Here is a 19,243-nt window from a genome sequence, read left to right on the forward strand (position 1 = left end):
AGACCCACCGCCCTGCGGTGATCGGCCAGGGAATCCAGATAGGCATTGGCGGCCGCATACGCCCCCTGCCCACCACTGCCCCACACACCAGCAATCGACGAGAACAGAACGAACGCGTCCAACTGCCGCTCACCCAGCAGCTCATGCAGGTTGCGCGCACCCTCCACCTTCGCCGACAACACCTCGGCGAACCCACCCAGATCATCCGGATCAAGGTCGGCAAGAACACCGGAACGCTCAATACCCGCCGCATGTACGACCGCGGTGAGCGTCGGGATGCTCTCCAGGAGTTCGGCGACGGACTCCCTGTCCGTCATGTCACAAGCGGCGAACGTGACGCCCGCCGCGCCCAGCTCTACGAGCTCGGCCTCCAACTCCGCGGCACCATCAGCGGCCCGTCCGCGACGGCTCACCAGCACGATGTGCTCGGCCCCGTGTCCCGCCAGCCAGCGCGACACGTGCCCACCCAGGGCGCCGAGCCCACCGGTCACCAGTACCGTGCCGCGCGGCGTCCAGCCTGCGCCGGGGGTGTCCGCGCTCATCGGCGCGGGCACCAGCCTGCGGCCAAGGATCTCGTTGCCGCGCAAGGCGAGCTGGTCCTCGCCGTTCGGTTCCGCGATGACGGATGCGAGAAGGTCTCCGGTCGTCTCGTCCTGTGCTTCGGGCAGATCGACGAGGCCGCCCCAGCGGGTTGACAGCTCCAGCGCGGCCACCCGGCCGAGGCCCCACAGCATCGACTGCTCGAACCCGGCAACCACATCGTCCGCACCCGCCGACACCGCACCCGACGTCAGGCACCACAACGGCACCTCCGCCTCACCCAGCGCCTGCAACAGACCAACCGTGGCCGCCACACCCGCAGGCACAGTCGAATCGCCCGCATCGGCGAACCCCAGCAGCGAGACCACACCACTCAGAGCCGACAGGTCAGCCAGCCGCTCCGCCCAGTCGACCGACAGCAGATCCACGTGCTCAACCCGCACGTCCGCACCGTTACGGACCAGGGCCTCACGGACCCAATCGGCACGGTCCTCGCCAACCGGCGCGACAACCAGCCAAGTGCCCTCCAGGCGCCCGGACCCTGCAACCACCGATCGCCACTCGACCCGATACCGCCAACCATCAACCGTCGAACGACCCTGCTGCTCCTTGCGCCACGCCGAAAGTCTCGGCAGCACCGCACTCAACGGAGCATCCGACGACACATCCAACGTACGGGCGAGGTCGGCGATGTCACCGTCCTCCACAACCCCCCAGAACCGCGCCTCCACCGGCGAAAGACGCTCGACATCCATGTCGACGGGGACAGCGTCCAGCCAGTAACGCTCACGCTGGAAGGCGTACGTCGGCAGGTCCACCCGCTGTGCGCCGCGACCGGCGAAGAACGCCTCCCAGTCCACTCGGACGCCGCGCACGTGGAGCTGTCCTGCGGCCGTCGTGGCGGCCACTGCCTCCGGGCGGTCGTTCCGCAGCAACGGTACGAAGCCAGCCTCCGGCGCGGACTGCTGACCCAGCGCGGACAGCGTGCCGCCGGGGCCGACCTCGACGAACGTCGTCACCTCGTCGTCCACGAGCGTGCCGACGGCGTCGGCGAACCGCACCGACTCGCGCACGTGCCGCACCCAGTACTCCGGCGACGCCAACTCCTCGGCGGAAGCACGGACACCGGTCAGCGTCGAAACGATCGGGAGCACGGGCGCCTCGTACGAAACACCCTCAAGAACCCGCCGGAACTCGTCCAGCATCGGCTCCATCAACGGCGAATGGAACGCGTGACTGACCTTCAGGCGAGACACCTTCCGCCCCGCCGCACGCCACCGCTCCGCAACAACCTCAACATCAGCCGCAACACCCGAAATGACCACCGAGGTGGGGCCGTTGACCGCAGCGATGCCTACGGTCTCCGGCAGATCCGCGGCGACCTCGGCCTCAGACGCCTGGATGGCCACCATGGCCCCGCCCTCGGGCAGCGCCTGCATCAACGCACCACGCGCCGACACCACCTTCACGGCATCAGCCAGCGACCACACACCCGCCACATGCGCGGCGGCCAGCTCGCCGATCGAGTGCCCCGCCAGGGCATCGGGCTGCACGCCCCACGACTCAAGAAGCCGGAACAACGCCACCTCGACCGCGAACAACGCAGGCTGCGTCACCCCCGTCTCATTCAGCGCATCGGCATCCTCACCGAACAACACCCCCCGCACTACCGGATCGAACTCACCCAGCACAGCCTCCAGCGCCTCGCCGAACACCGGGAAACGAGCCGCCAGTTCACGCCCCATACCCAGCCGCTGCGAACCCTGACCCGAGAACAGGAAACCCAGCCGGCCGGGGGCGTCAGCAAGCCCCGTGACCACGGCGCCCGTCGACCGGCCCTCGGCCACGTCCGACAAGGCGGCCAGGAACTCCGACCGGTCCGCACCGACCACCACGGCGCGGTGCTCAAGCACCGCCCGCGATGACACCAGCGCACGGCCCACGTCCGCCACCGGCAGATCCGACGCCTCGTCCACAAAGGACTTGAGCCGTACGGCCTGCTCCCGCAGCGCCTCGGCACTCCGCGCCGACAGCACCCACGGCACGAGACCACCGTCAGTCACCGGCTCCGAGACTTCCTCCTGCTGCTCCACCACAGGAGCCTGCTCGACGATGACATGCGCGTTCGTGCCACTCACACCGAACGACGACACGCCCGCCCGCCACGGCTGGCCGGTCTCCGGCCACGGACGTGACTCGGTCAGCAGCTGCACCGCACCGGCGGACCAGTCCACGTGCGACGACGGCTCATCCACATGCAGCGTCTTGGGCAGCACACCCTGCCGCATCGCCATGACCATCTTGATGACACCGGCCACACCGGCGGCGGCCTGCGTGTGACCGATGTTCGACTTGATCGAGCCGAGCCACAGCGGCCGGTCGGCGGGCCGGTCCTGACCGTAGGCCGTGAGGAGTGCCTGGGCCTCGATCGGGTCACCCAGCTTCGTGCCCGTGCCGTGCGCCTCGACCGCGTCCACCTGCGCCGCGGAGAGCCGTGCGCTCGCAAGGGCCTGGCGGATCACCCGCTGCTGGGAAGGGCCGTTCGGCGCGGTCAGGCCGTTCGACGCGCCGTCCTGGTTCACCGCCGAGCCACGGATCACGGCGAGGACGGGGTGCCCGTTGCGCTCCGCGTCCGAGAGGCGCTCGAGCACGAGCAGGCCGACGCCCTCGCCCCAGCCGGTCCCGTCGGCGGCGTCGGCGAACGCCTTGACGCGACCGTCCGTGGCCAGGCCGCGCTGGCGGCTGAAGTCGATGAACACGCCCGGCGTCGACATCACGGTGACGCCGCCCGCGAGGGCGATCGGGCACTCCCCGTGCCGCAGTGCGTGCACCGCGAGGTGCATGGCGACCAGGGACGACGAGCAGGCGGTGTCGATCGTGAGCGCGGGGCCTTCGAAACCGAAGGTGTAGGACAGCCGGCCTGAGATGACGCTCGCCGCGTTTCCGGTGCCGAGGTAGCCCTCGTAGCCGTCCGGTGCGCCGGTCAGCAGGCGTGCCAAGTAATCCTGGCCGTTGGTGCCGACGAACACGCCCGACCGGCTGCCGCGGAGCGCGTGCGGGTCGATGCCCGCCCGCTCGAAGGCCTCCCAGGATGTTTCGAGGAGCAGCCGCTGCTGCGGGTCCATCGCCGCTGCCTCGCGCGGCGAGATACCGAAGAACGCCGGGTCGAAGTCCGGCGCGTCGTGGATGAAGGCGCCCTCACGGGTGTAGCAGGTCCCCTGCCGGTCGGGGTCGTCGTCGAAGAGTGCTTCCAGGTCCCAGCCACGGTTGGTGGGGAACTCGGATACGGCGTCCTGGCCGTCCTGCAGGAGACGCCACAGGTCCTCAGGCGACCGAACTCCCCCGGGGAACCGGCAGCCCATGCCGACGATCGCGATCGGCTCGGCCTCGCGGTCCTCGGCCTCGCGCAGCTTGCCGCGCGCCTCCTGGAGGTCCACGGAGGCTCGGCGGAGGTAGTCGAGGTACTTCTCCTCGTTGGACATGTCTTGGGACCCTTCAGGTGAGTTCATCGGCTCAGGACCTACCGAGTTGTTCGTCGAGCAGCAGGAGGAGCAGCGAGAGGAGTGGTGGAAGGAGCAGCGGGAGGAGCAGCGGGAGCGGCTCGTGCTCAGGAATTGCCGAGTTGTTCGTCGAGCAGCGCGAGCAGCTCATCCGCCGACGCGGTACGCGCGTCCGTTCCGGACTCGGCGGGTTCCGTGCGGTTGTGCGTCTCGTCCCACATGGACAGCAGGGCGCGGAGGCGCTCTCCGACCCCCGCGCTCCGCTCGTCGTCCGGCGTGAGGAGGGACAGCGTGGACTCCAGGCGGTCCAGTTCGGTGTCGATGGTCGGTGTCCCGCCTCCGGGCAACCCTTCGAGAACGTACGCGGCGAGCGCGGACGGCGTCGGGAAGTCGAAGACGAGCGTGGCGGGCAGGCTGAGGCCAGTGGTGGCGTTGAGGACGTTGCGGAACTCGACCGCGGTCAGCGAGTCGAAGCCCAGATCCTGGAACGCCCGGCCGGGTTCGACCAGCTTGGTGCCCTCGTGCCCTAGGACCGCGGCGGCCAGCTCCCGCACCATGTCGAGGACGGCGCGTTCGCGCTCAGGGCCGGACAGCGCGGTGAGTTTGGCCACCGCGTCGACCGGAGCCGATGCCTCAGCCGAACCCTGGGGGCTTTGCACGCCGGGCAGTTCCTGCAGCAGCGGGCTCGGCCGTACCGAGGTGAAGGCCGGGGCGAACACGCTCCAGTCGACGTCCGCCACGAGGGCCGTCGGGTCGCCCTGGCGGACGGCCCGGTCAAGGGCGGCGACGGCCTGCTCGGGCTCCAGCGGGGCAAGGCCGCGGCGGCGCAGTTGTTCGCCGAGCTGCCCGTCGGCCATGCCGCCGCCGCCCCAGGGCCCCCACGCGACGGCGGTGGCGGGCAGACCCGCTGCCACGCGCTGTTCCGCGAGTGCGTCGAGGAAGGCGTTGGCAGGCGCGTAATTGCCCTGGGCCGCCGCACCGAACGTGCCGGACACCGAGGAGAACATCACGAACGCCGACAGGTCCAGGTCGCGGGTCAGTTCGTCCAGGTTGGCCGCGGCGCCTGCCTTCGGCCGCAGTACGGCGTCGAGCCTCTCCGGGGTGAGCGCGGACAGTACGCCGTCGTCCAGGGTGCCGGCCGCGTGTACGACCGCGTTGAGCGGGAACTCTGCGGGGACCGAAGCGAGCAGGTCCGCGAGTGCGTCACGGTCGGCGACGTCGCAGGCCGCGATGGTGACACGGGCACCCAGCGCGGTCAGCTCCGCGCGCAGCTCCTCGGCACCGTCGGCCTTCAGTCCGCGCCTGCTGGTCAGCAGCAGGTGCTCGGCGCCCTTCGCCACCAGCCACCTGGCGACGTGCCCGCCGAGCGAGCCGGTTCCGCCGGTGACGAGCACCGTGCCGGTGGGGTCCCAGTCGTCGAGGTGCGCCGATGCCACCGGCAGGAGCCGTCGGCCGTACGCCCCGCTGGCGCGGAGTGCGACCTGGTCCTCTCCGTTCGTTCCGGAAAGGACACCCGCGAGGCGGGCGCCGCTGCGCTCGTCCAGTGTGGCGGGCAGGTCGACGAGGCCACCCCAGCGTTCGGGGTGTTCGAGTGCGACGACCCGGCCGAATCCCCACACCATCGCCTGGTCGGGCCCTGCGGGTGCGTCGGAGCCGCCGATGGCGACCCCGCCTCGGGTGGCGCACCACAGCGGGGCGGCGAGGCCGATGTCGCTGAGGGCCTGGACGAGGGCGAGGGTGGGGTGCAGGCCGCCGGAGGGCAGTTCGGGGTCGAGCGCGAACAGCGAGAGGGCACCCGCGACGGGCTCGCCGGTCGCCGTCCGGGCCTCGGTCGCCAGCAGGGCCGCCAGGGATTCCCGGTCCATCGCCCCACCGGTCCGTACGGGAACCACTCGCGCCCCGTGCCTGCTCAGCGCGGCGGCGACGGATTCCTCACCGGCGCCGTCCCGGCTGACCACGAGCCAGGTGCCCGTGAGCGCCGCGGGGGGCTCGCTCACCGACTGCCAGGTGACGCGGTAGCGCAGGCCGTCGACCGCGGAGTTCTCGGCCTGTTCCTGCCGCCACGACGACAGCCGGGGCAGCACGGAGCTGATCGGGTCATCGAGGGACACGGCCAGCTCGTCCGCGAGTTCACCGAGATCGCCGTCGGCCACCGCCGCCCAGAATCGCGCGTCGACGGCCCCGGAGACGTCGCCGGAGGGTGCCGCGGCCAGGGTCGGCCAGAACCTCTGCCGTTGGAAGGCGTAGGTGGGCAGGTCGATGTGCGCGCCACCGGCGGTCAGCGCGGTCCAGTCGACCGTGACACCGAGTACGTGCAGCCTGCCCGCGGCCGTCGCCACTTCGAGCGTCTCGGACCGGTCGGCGCGCAGCGCGGGCACGAACACGGCGTCGGGCGCGGTCTCCTGACCGAGTGCGGTGAGCACCCCGCCGGGACCGATCTCCAGGAACGTGTCCACGCCCTGGTCCCGCAGCGTGCCGACGGCGTCGGCGAACCGCACCGCCTCTCGCACGTGCCGCACCCAGTACTCCGGCGAGGTCAACTCCTCCGCGGTCGCCCGTACTCCGGTCAGTGTCGACACGATCGGGATCGCCGGAGCCTCGTACGAAACGCCTTCGAGGACCTGGCGGAACTCGTCGAGCATCGGCTCCATGAGCGGCGAGTGGAACGCGTGACTGACCTTCAGGCGAGACACCTTCCGCCCGGTCCCGCGCCAGCGCTCGGCGATGGCCTCGACATCGGCTGCGACGCCCGAGAGCACCAGCGACGTCGGGCCGTTCACCGCGGCGATGCCCACGGTGTCGGTCAGCTCCGGCAGGATCTCGGCCTCGGCGGCCTGGACCGCGAACATCGCGCCGCCCTCGGGCAGCGCCTGCATCAGGCGGCCCCGGCTCGACACCACAGCGGCGGCGTCGGCCAGCGACCAGACACCGGCCACGTGGGCCGCGGCCAGCTCGCCGATCGAGTGCCCGGCAAGTACCTCGGGCCGAACACCCCAGGACTCGAGGAGTCGGAAGAGCGCGACCTCGACCGCGAACAGCGCGGGCTGCGTCACCGCGGTCCGGTTCAGGGCATCGCCGTCCTCACCGAACAGCACTTCACGTACTGCCGGGTCGAATTCACCCAGTACGGCGTCCAAGGCTTTGGCGAACACCGTGAAACGGGCCGCAAGTTCGCGACCCATGCCGAGCCGCTGCGAACCCTGACCGGAGAACAGGAACGCCGACCTACGTCCCGCTGCGACGCCGGAGACAAGACCGTTCGCGGACCGTCCATCGGCGAGCGCCTCGAGGGCCGTGAGCAGCGCGCCGCGGTCCTGCCCGACGACGACCGCCCGGTGGTCGAGGGCGGCCCGCGTCTGCGCGAGTGTGCTGGCGACGTCGAGCGGGTCGAGCTCCGGGTGCGCCACCAGGTGGGTGCGCAGCCGTCCGGCCTGCGCCCGCAGGGCGTCGTCGCCCCGAGCCGATACCAGTAGCGGCAGCACGGACGGCTCCGGTGCCGACTGCGATGCTGTCTTCGGTACGGCGGTCACGGTGACCGGCGCCTGTTCGATGATGGCGTGCGCGTTGGTACCGCTGAATCCGAAGGACGACACACCGAACCGGCGCGGCCGGTCGATGTCCGGCCACGGGCGGGCCTCGGTGAGGAGCTCGATGTCGCCGGCCGACCAGTCGACCTGCGGGGTCGGCTCGGCGACGTGCAGCGTCTTCGGCAGCACACCGTGCTGCATCGCCATGACCATCTTGATGACGCCGCCGACTCCGGCCGCGCCCTGGGTGTGGCCGATGTTGGACTTCAGCGACCCGAGCCACAGCGGCTGGTCGGCGGGCCGGTCCTGGCCGTAGGTGGCCAGGAGCGCCTGCGCCTCGATCGGGTCGCCCAGCTTCGTACCGGTGCCGTGCGCCTCCATGGCGTCCACGTCGGCCGACTCAAGGCCCGCGCTCGCAAGGGCCTGGCGAATGACGCGCTGCTGCGAGGGACCGTTCGGCGCGGTCAGACCGTTGGACGCGCCGTCCTGGTTCACCGCGGTGCCCCGCACGACGGCAAGCACGCGGTGCCCGTTACGCCGGGCGTCGGAAAGACGCTCCAGTACGAGCATCCCGACGCCCTCACCCCAGCCGGTCCCGTCGGCGTCCGACGAGAACGGCCTGCAGCGGCCGTCGGCGGACAGGCCGCGCTGGCGGCTGAAGTCCATGAACGCGCCCGGCGTCGTCATCACCGCCACGCCACCGGCGAGCGCCATCGAGCACTCGCCCGACCGCACCGCCTGCACGGCCAGGTGCAGGGCCACGAGGGACGAGGAGCACGCGGTGTCGACCGTCACGGCAGGTCCCTCGAGACCGAACGTGTAGGACAGCCGCCCGGACGTGACGCTCGCCGCGTTGCCCGTACCGACGTATCCCTCGACGCTCTCCTCGCTCGCGCCGAGGAGCGTGGCGTAGTCCTGGATGCTGGTACCGGCGTAGACGCCGATGTCGCGTCCTCGCACCGAGTTCGGGTCGATACCGGCCCGTTCGAAGGCCTCCCAGGTGGTCTCGAGGAGCAACCGGTGCTGCGGGTCCATGGCAAGCGCCTCGCGGGGCGAGATCCCGAAGAACGTCGGGTCGAACAGGTCGGCGTCGTGCAGGAAGCCGCCCTCGCGGGTGTAGGTGGTGCCCATGTGGTCGGGGTCCGGGTGGTAGATCGCGTCCAGGTCCCAACCGCGGTTTCCGGGGAACTCGCTGATGGCGTCGCCGCCGTCGAAGACGAGTCGCCACAGGTCCTCGGGCGAGTTCACCCCGCCGGGATAGCGGCAGCTCATGCCGACGATCGCGATCGGCTCGTCGGTCACGGAGACGGTCGTACGGGTGCGCGCCGCGGCGACTGGTGCACCCGCGAGCTCGGCGCCGAGGTGCGCGACGAGCGCGGCGGGCGTCGGGTAGTCGAAGACCAGCGTGGCGGGCAGGCGCAGCTCGGTCGCCGCGTTGAGCCGGTCGCGGAACTCGACGGCGGTCAACGAGTCGAACCCGAGCTCCTTGAACGCGCGATCGGGTACGACGGCGTGCGCCGAACTGTGGCCGAGGACCACGGCCACGTGACCGAGTACGAGGTCGAGCAGCGCCTTCTCCCGCTCCGCCTCGGTAAGCCCCGCGAGGGACTGCGCCAACGCGGACGCGGCGGCCGCGGACTCGGCTGCCCTGCGCACGGTGCCCCGCACGAGGCCGCGCAGCATGTGCGGCACGGGCTGGGAACGCGCCTGCCGGTGCAGCACCGGCAGGTCGAGGGGGATCGGGACGAGCGTGGCACGTCCGGTGGAACCCGCCGCGTCGAACAGCGCCAGGCCTTCGGCCGCGCCGATCGGGATCGCGCGGCTGCGGATCATCGGTCGCGCGTCGGCCTCGTCGAGGCTGCCTGCCGTGCCGTCGGCCGAGGCCCACAGGCCCCACGCGAGCGAGGTCGCGGCCAGGCCCAGAGAACGGCGGTGCTGGGCGAGTGCGTCCAGGAAGGTGTTGGCGGCCGCGTGGTTTCCCTGGGCGGGGTCGCCGAGGGTGCCGGCCGCCGAGGAGAAGAGTACGAACGCGGACAGGTCCAGGTCGCGGGTCAGGTCGTGCAGGTACCAGGCCGCGTCGACCTTGGGCCGGAAGACGGTGTCGATCCGGTCCGGAGTCAGTGAGCCGATGGTGCCGTCGTCCAGCACACCGGCGGTGTGTACGACGGCGGAGATCTCATGCTCGGCAAGCAGTGCCCTGAGGGCCTCGCGGTCGGCCACGTCGCACGCCGCGTACGTCACTTCGGCGCCCTGCGCGACCAGTTCGGCACCCAGTTCCTGCGCACCCTCGGCGCTGGCGCCACGCCTGCTCACCAGCAGCAGATTCCGTACGCCCCGCTCCGCGACCAGGTGCCGGGCGACAATGCCGCCGAGCGTGCCCGTCGCGCCGGTGAGCAGCACCGCACCCGAACCGAAGCCCGGGTCGTCCACCACGGACCGGCGGGCCCTGGCCAGGCGCGGTGCGCTGGCAGCGCCTGCTCGCACCGCCAACTGGGGCTCGCCGGTGGCCAGCGCGGACGGCAGTACGTCCAGCGAGGCGGTCTCCTCATCGAGGTCGACCAGGACGATCCGGTCCGGGTTCTCCGACTGGGCGGAGCGCACCAGACCCCACACCGCCGCCTGCGCGACGTCACGTACTTCTTCATCGTCCGTGGCGCCGATCGCGCCATTGGTCACGATGACCAGGCGTGACGCGTCGAACCGCTCGTCATTGAGCCAGGACTGGACCGTGTTCAACGCCCAGTGCGCCGCTTCGTGCGCACCGGCGACCAGGTCGGGCCCGGAAGCGACCGGGCACGGCAGAACGGCGAAGTCAGGCAGTTCCGCCGAGTCCGCCAGCGCCTCCAGGTCGGTCCACTCGACCGTCGGTACGTCACCGCTGAACGGAGGGGCCGACACCCAGTCGACGCCGAACAGCGACTCAAGGTCCTGCCGCGACGGCTTCGCCGCCATCGGTCGCAGCACCAGCGAGTCGATCGTGGCCACCGGAGCACCGGAGCCGTCCGCGACCGTCAGCGCCACTCCGTCAGCGCCTGTGGGCACCAACCGCACCCGCAACGCCGTCGCACCCGAGGCATGCAGCCGCACACCCGACCACGAGAACGGCAGGCCGCCAGAGTCACCGTCGCCACCCGCCAGGCCGATCGCGTGCAGCGCCGCGTCCAGCAATGCCGGGTGCAGACCGAAACCGTCCACTCCCACACCGTCCGGCAGCGCGACCTCGGCGAACACCTCGTCGCCCTTGCGCCAAGCCGACCGCAGTCCCTGGAACACCGGTCCGTAGCCGAAGCCACCCTCGACCATACGGTCGTAGAAGCCGTCCAGGTCCACGGTCTCCGCGCCCGCAGGCGGCCACTCGACCAGCGAGGCCCCAACGGAGCGGCCTCCCTCACGCAGCACGCCGGTGGCGTGGCGGGTCCACGAACGGCCGTCGTCGGTGTCACCGGGGCTGGAGTGGAAGCTCAGCTCACGCCTGCCGGACGAGTCCTCGGCGCCCACCCACACCTGCACCCGCACCGAACCGTTCTCCGGCAGGACGAGCGGCGCCTCCAGCGTCAACTCCTCGACCAGATCGCACCCGACCTGATCCCCTGCCCGCACCGCCAACTCCACGAAGGCAGCACCAGGCAGCAGCACCGAACCCTGGACGAGGGAGTCAGCCAGCCACGGGTGGGTCTGGAGCGACAGTCGACCGGTCAGCAGCACACCATCCGTGCCGCCCACCGTGACAGCCGCACCAAGGAGCGGGTGCTCCGCCGAACCGAGCCCGACCGCCGAGACGTCACCCATCATCGGCAGCACGTCGGGCCAGTAGCGTTCACGCTGGAAGGCGTACGTCGGCAGATCCACCCGCTGTGCGCCGCGACCGGCGAGGAACACGTCCCAGTCCACCCGCACACCGCGCACGTGGAGCTGTCCTGCGGCGGTGGTGGCGGCCACTGCCTCCGGGCGGTCGTTCCGCAGCAACGGTACGAAGGTTGCCTCCGGCGCGGACTCCCGACCCAGCGCGGACAGCGTCCCGCCGGGGCCGACCTCGATGAACGTGCCCACACCCTCGGCGACGAGCGTGCCGACCGCGTCAGCGAACCGCACCGACTCGCGCACGTGCCGCACCCAGTACTCCGGCGACGACAACTCCTCGGCAGTCGCCCGTACTCCGGTCAGCGTCGACATGATCGGGAGCACGGGTTCACCGCACTCGATTCCCTCGACCACCGAGCGGAACTCGTCGAGCATCGGGGCCATCAGCGGCGAATGGAAGGCGTGACTGACCTTCAGGCGAGACACCTTCCGGCCCGCCTCGCGCCAGCGCTCCGCGATCATTTCGACGTCAGCGGCGACACCGGAAATGACCACCGACGTCGGGCCGTTGACCGCCGCAATGCCCACGGTCTCCGGCAGATCCGCAGCAACCTCGTACTCGGTCGCCTGGATCGCCACCATGGCGCCACCGGACGGGAGCGCCTGCATCAGCGCACCACGCGCCGACACCACCTTGACGGCGTCGGTCAGCGACCAGACACCCGCCACATGGGCGGCGGCCAGTTCACCGATCGAGTGGCCCGCCAGCATGTCGGGGCGCACACCCCACGACTCAAGCAGCCGGAACAACGCCACCTCGACCGCGAACAACGCGGGCTGCGTCACCCCCGTCTCGTTCAGCGCACCAGCGTCCTCACCGAACAACACCTCACGAACCTCAGGCCCGAACTCCGCAAGCACAGCCTCCAGAGTCTCGGCGAACACCGGGAACTGGGCGGACAGTTCACGCCCCATACCCAGCCGCTGCGAACCCTGACCCGAGAACAGGAAACCCAACCGGCCGGACTCGCCAGCCACTCCGCTGACCACGGCGCCGGATGCCTGACCCTCGGCCACGGCCGCCAGAGCGGCCAGCAGCTCCGACCGGTCCGCACCGACCACCACGGCGCGGTGCTCAAGCACCGCCCGCGAGGACACCAACGCACGGCCCACGTCCGCCACGGTCAGCTCAGAAGCCGTGTCCGCGAAAGACGCGAGTCGCGCCGCCTGCTCCCGCAGCGCCTCGGCACTCCGCGCCGACAACACCCACGGCACAAGACCGCCGTCAGGCACTGGCACCGGAGCCTCCGCCTGCTCCACCACGGGAGCCTGCTCGACGATGACATGCGCGTTGGTGCCACTCACACCGAAGGACGACACACCCGCCCGCCACGGCTGACCCGTCTCGGGCCACGCACGCGCCTCAGTCAACAGCTCCACCGCGCCGGCGGACCAGTCCACGTGTGAGGTCGGCTCGTCCACGTGCAGTGTCTGCGGCAGCACGCCCTCCCGCATCGCCATGACCATCTTGATCACACCCGCGACACCGGCGGCGGCCTGCGTGTGACCGATGTTGGACTTCACCGACCCCAGCAACAGCGGCCGGTCGGCAGGGCGGCCCTGACCGTAAGTGGCAAGCAGCGCCTGCGCCTCGATCGGGTCACCAAGCGTGGTGCCCGTGCCATGCGCCTCCATGGCGTCCACATCGGCCGACTCCAGACCCGCACTCGCAAGGGCCTGGCGGATCACCCGCTGCTGCGAGGGACCGTTCGGAGCAGTCAGACCATTCGACGCACCATCCTGGTTGACGGCGGATCCCCGCACGACGGCAAGGATCTGGTGGCCGTTGCGCTGAGCATCCGACAGACGCTCCACGAGCAGCATGCCGACACCCTCACCCCACCCGGTGCCGTCAGCAGCATCAGCGAACGCCTTGACACGACCATCCGCAGCCAGGCCACGCTGCCGACTGAACTCGATGAACGCACCCGGCGTCGACATCACCGTCACACCACCGACCAGCGCCAGCTCGCACTCCCCCTTGTGCAGTGCCTGGCTCGCCCAGTGCAGGGCCACCAGCGATGACGAGCATGCCGTGTCCACCGTGACGGCCGGGCCTTCAAGGCCGAAGGTGTAGGACAGGCGGCCGGAGATGACACTCGCCGCGTTGCCGGTGCCCGCGTATCCCTCCACACTCTCCCGCGATGCCATCAACAGGGTCCCGTAGTCCTGGCCGTTGGTGCCCACGAAGACACCGGACCGGCTGCCTCGCAGGGAGTTCGGGTCGATGCCCGCCCGCTCGAAGGCCTCCCACGACGTCTCCAGGAGCAGCCGCTGCTGCGGGTCCATCGCAAGCGCCTCACGCGGCGAGATCCCGAAGAAGCCCGGGTCGAAGTCCGCGACGCCGTCCAGGAAGGCACCCATACGGCTGTACGTGGTGCCCGACTGCTCCGGATCGGGATCATAAAGCGAGTCGATGTCCCAGCCACGGTCCGTCGGGAACGGCGACACCGCATCCCCGCCCCCGGCCACCAAACGCCACAAGTCCTCCGGCGACTCGACCCCACCCGGGAAACGGCAACTCATCCCGACAATCACGATCGGCTCATCAGCCACCACCGCTACCGGAACATTGGCCACGACATCGACCACACCACCCAGCAACTCCGCACCAAGATGCGCCGCCAGCGCAGCAGGAGTCGGATAGTCGAAGACCAACGTCGCCGGCAACGCCAACTCAGTCGCCGCATTCAACCGGTTACGCAACTCCACCGAACTCAGCGAATCAAAACCCAACTCCTTGAACGCACGCTCAGGCACGATCGCCTGCGCCGAACCATGCCCAAGGACCACCGCCACATGCCCCAGCACCAGATCCAACAGCGCCTTCTCCCGCTCCGCGACAGACAGCCCCGCCAACGACCGAGCCAACGCAGACCCGGCAACCACCAGACCAGACTCCACCGACCTACGCACAGCACCCCGAACCAGACCCCGCAGAAGATGCGGCAACGGCCGAGAACGCGCCTCGCGACGCAACACCGGCAGATCCAAGGGAATCGGGACCAGCGCGGCACGACCCACCGAACCCGCCGCATCAAACAGCGCCAAGCCCTCAGCAGAACCGATCGGGATCACACCACTACGAGTCATCCGCCGCACATCAGCCTCATCGAGACTGCCCGCCATACCGTCGGCCGAGGCCCACAGGCCCCAAGCGAGCGAAGTCGCGGCCAGGCCCAGAGAGCGGCGGTGCTGGGCGAGTGCGTCCAGGAAGGTGTTGGCCGCCGCGTAGTTGCCCTGCCCAGGGCCACCGAGGATGCCCGCTACCGAGGAGAACAGCACGAACGCGGACAGGTCCAGGTCGCGGGTCAGCTCGTGCAGGTGCCAGGCCGCATCGACCTTGGGCCGGAAGACGGTGTCGATCCGGTCGGCGGTCAGTGAGCCGATCGTGCCGTCGTCCAGCACACCCGCCGTATGCACAACAGCGGAGATCTCGTGCTCGGCAAGCAGTTCCCTGAGGGCCTCGCGGTCGGCCACGTCACATGCCACATAGGTGACTTCGGCGCCCTGCGCGACCAGTTCGGCACGCAGTTCCTCCGCGCCCTCGGCGCTGGCGCCACGCCTGCTCACCAGCAGCAGGTTCCGTACGCCCCGCTCCGCGACCAAGTGCCGGGCGACAAGGCCGCCGAGCGTGCCCGTCGCGCCGGTGAGCAGCACCGCACCCGAACCGAAGCCCGGGTCGTCCACCACGGACCGCCGCACCCGGGACAGGCGCGGTGCACTGGCAGCGCCTGCTCGCACCGCCAACTGGGGCTCGCCGGTGGCCAGCGCGGACGGCAGTACGTCCAGCGAGGCGGTCTCCTCATCGAGGTCCACCAGGACGATCCGGTCCGGGTTCTCCGACTGGGCGGAGCGCACCAGACCCCACACCGCCGCCTGCGCGACGTCACGTACGTCTTCATCGTCTGTGGCGCCGATCGCGCCGTTGGTCGCGATGACCAGACGCGACGCGCCGAACCGCTCGTCCGCCAACCAGGACTGGATGGCATTCAGCGCCCAGTGCGCCGCTTCATGCGCACCGGCGACCGGGTCGGACCCGGAAGCGACCGGGCACGGCAGAACGGCGAAGTCAGGCAGTTCCGTCGCCCCCGCGAGCGCCTCCGGATCGGTCCACTCGACCGTCGGTACGTCACCGTCGGACAGGGGAACCGACACCCAGTCGACACCGAACAGGGCATCGTCGCCCTGACCGTCGCCAGCAGCGAACTGGTCCAACGACACCGGGCGCAACACCAGCGAGTCAATCGTGGCCACCGGAGCACCGGAGCCGTCCGCGACCGTCAGCGCCACTCCGTCAGCGCCGGTGGGCGCCAACCGCACTCGCAGCGCCGTCGCCCCCGAGGCATGCAGCCGCACGCCCGACCACGAGAACGGCAGCTGATCGGCGTCGCCGCCCGTCATCAGTTCGCTCGCGTGCAGCGCCGCGTCCAGCAACGCCGGATGCAGACCGAAGCCCTCAGCCTTCACACCCTCCGGCAGCGCAACCTCGGCGAACACCTCATCGCCCTTGAGCCAAGCCGACCGCAACCCCTGGAACACCGGACCGTAGCCGAAGCCACCCTCGACCATACGGTCGTAGAAGCCGTCCAGGTCCACGGCCTCCGCACCCGCGGGCGGCCACTCGACCAGCGAAGCCCCACCAGAGCGATCACCCTCACGCAGCACACCCGTGGCATGCCGCGCCCACGAACGACCATCGTCCGCGTCACCCACACTGGAATGGAAACTCAGCTCACGCCGACCCGACTCATCCGCCGCACCAACCCACACCTGCACCCGAACCGAACCACTGACCGGCAGAACAAGCGGCACCTCCAGCACCAACTCCTCCACCAGATCACACCCGACCTGATCGCCCGCCCGCACCGCCAACTCCACAAACGCAGCACCAGGCAACAACACCGAACCCTGCACCACATAATCAGCAAGCCACGGATGCGACTGAACCGACAGCCGACCCGTCAGCAACACACCATCCGTGCCACCGAGCGTGACGGTCGCGCCAAGGAGCGGGTGCTCGGCGGCACCGAGCCCAGCCGCCGCGACGTTTCCGATCATCGGGAGCACGTCGGGCCAGAAGTGTTCACGCTGGAACGCGTACGTCGGCAGGTCCACGCGCCGTGCGCCTCGACCGGCGAAGAACGCCTCCCAGTCCACCCGTACGCCGACCACGTGGAGCTGTCCGGCGGCCGTCGTGGCGGCCACCGCCTCCGGGCGATCGCCACGCAGCGTGGGTACGAAGGCTGCTTCCGGCGCGGACTCCTGGCCCAGCGCCGACAGCGTCCCGCCCGGCCCGACCTCGACGAAGGTCGTCACGCCCTCCACCACGAGCGTGCTCACGGCGTCGGCGAACCGCACCGACTCACGCACGTGCCGCACCCAGTACTCCGGCGACGTCAGCTCCTCGGCGGACGCGCGGACACCGGTCAGAGTCGACACGATCGGGATCGCGGGAGCCTCGTACGACACGCCATCGAGGACCCTCCGGAACTCGTCCAGCATCGGCTCCATCAACGGCGAATGGAACGCGTGACTGACCTTCAGACGAGACACCTTGCGGCCCGCCTCACGCCACCGCTCCGCAACAACCTCAACATCAGCAGCAACACCCGATACGACCACCGAGCTCGGGCCGTTGACCGCAGCGATGCCTACGGTCTCCGACAGGTCCTCGGCGACCTCGGCCTCGGACGCCTGAATCGCCACCATGGCGCCACCGGACGGCAGCGCCTGCATCAACGCACCACGCGCCGACACCACCTTCACGGCATCCGCCAACGACCACACACCCGCCACATGCGCGGCGGCCAACTCACCGATCGAGTGCCCCGCCAGGACATCAGGCTGCACACCCCAGGACTCGAAGAGCCGGAACAGCGCGACCTCGACCGCGAACAACGCGGGCTGCGTCACCCCGGTCTCGTTCAGGGCGTCGGCATCCTCACCGAACAACACCTCACGGACCTCAGACCCGAACTCCGCAAGCACAGCATCCAGAGCCTCGCCGAACACCGGGAAACGAGCCGCCAGTTCACGCCCCATACCCAGCCGCTGCGAACCCTGACCCGAGAACAGGAAACCCAACCGTCCAGGCTCATCAGCCACTCCCGCAATCACCGCGCCAGTCGTCTGGCCCTCGGCCACAGCGGCCAGAGCAGCCAGGAACTCGGACCGGTCAGCGGCCACGATCACCGCACGGTGGTCCAACGCCGACCGCGTCGTCGCGAGCGAGTAGCCGATATCAGCGAGCGCGTGCTCGTCCGCCACGGCCATCAGCCGCTCGGCCTGGCCACGCAACGCGCCCTCGTCGCCCGCCGAAAGCACCCACGGCACCAACCCGCCGTCACCTACTGGCTCCGGAGCTTCCTCCCGCTCCACCACGGGAGCCTGTTCGATGATGGTGTGCGCGTTGGTGCCGCTGAATCCGAACGACGACACACCCGCCCGCCACGGCCGGTCCGCGGCGGGCCACTCGCGCTCGTCGGTGAGGAGTTCCACCGCACCGGCGGACCAGTCGACGTGGGGCGACGGCTCATCCACATGCAGGGTGCGCGGCAGCACGCCGTGCCGCATCGCCATGACCATCTTGATCACACCGGCGACACCCGCGGCGGCCTGCGTGTGACCGATGTTCGACTTCACCGACCCCAGCAACAACGGCTCACCGCTGCGGTCCTGGCCGTAGGTGGCCAGTAGGGCCTGCGCCTCGATCGGGTCGCCCAGCTTCGTACCGGTGCCGTGCGCCTCGACCACATCGACGTCGGACGGAGCCAGGCCCGCGCTGGCGAGAGCCTGGCGGATGACCCGCTGCTGCGAAGGACCGTTCGGCGCGGTCAGACCGTTGGACGCGCCATCCTGGTTCACCGCCGAACCACGCACCACCGCAAGCACCTGATGGCCGTTGCGCTGAGCGTCCGACAGGCGCTCGACGAACAGCATGCCGACGCCCTCACCCCAACCGGTGCCGTCAGCGCCCGCGGCGAACGCCTTGCAGCGACCATCCTCGGCAAGACCGCGCTGGCGGCTGAACTCGACGAACGCACCCGGCGTCGACATCACCGTCACACCGCCCGCGAGGGCCAGTTCGCACTCACCGGACCGCAGCGCCTGCACCGCCAGGTGCAGAGCCACCAGGGACGACGAGCACGCCGTGTCCACCGTCACCGCGGGACCTTCGAAGCCGAAGGTGTACGACAGACGGCCCGAGGCCACGCTGGCTGCGTTGCCGGTCGCCACGTAACCGCCCACGTCATCAGCGGCTCCGCCCAGTACAAGCCCGTAGTCCTGCACGTTCGATCCCACGAACACGCCGACGCGCTCACCGCGCAACGACGCCGCGTCGACACCCGCTCGCTCGAACGCCTCCCACGAGGTCTCAAGCAGCAACCGTTGCTGCGGGTCCATCGCAAGGGCCTCACGCGGCGAGATCCCGAAGAAGTCCGCATCGAACCCGCCCACGTCCTCCAGGAACGCGCCCGAACGCGAATACGAGGTCCCCACCCCATCCGGGTCGGGGTCGTACAGCGCCTCCAGGTCCCAACCACGATCGGTCGGGAACTCCGACACCGCGTCCCCACCGGTGAGCAACACCTGCCACAGGTCCTCCGGACTCGACACACCACCGGGGTAACGGCAGGCCATCGCCACGATCGCGATCGGCTCATCGGTCACACCAGAGATGGAGGTGGCAGCGGAAGGGGCGGTCACCTCCACACCCGACAGTTCGGTCCGCAGGTACGCGGCCAGGACCGCGGCGTTGGGGTAGTCGTAGACCAGCGTGGCGGGCAGGGCGACACCGGTGGCCTCACTCAG

General features: G+C 70.3%; 1 protein-coding gene and 1 pseudogene. Both read right to left on the reverse strand.

Features of this window, described 5'->3' with window-relative positions; all coding sequences use genetic code 11:
• A pseudogene (locus ACZ5CR_RS42965) lies at nt 1-3,998 on the reverse strand (type I polyketide synthase); the annotation flags it as partial.
• Nucleotides 3,999-4,147: 149 nt separating this feature from the next.
• The coding region (locus ACZ5CR_RS42970; protein WP_468868496.1) for a type I polyketide synthase at nt 4,148-19,243 on the reverse strand (15,096 nt) is incomplete at its 5' end.

The sequence above is a fragment of the Streptomyces sp. NPDC031274 genome (genome assembly GCF_055570235.1).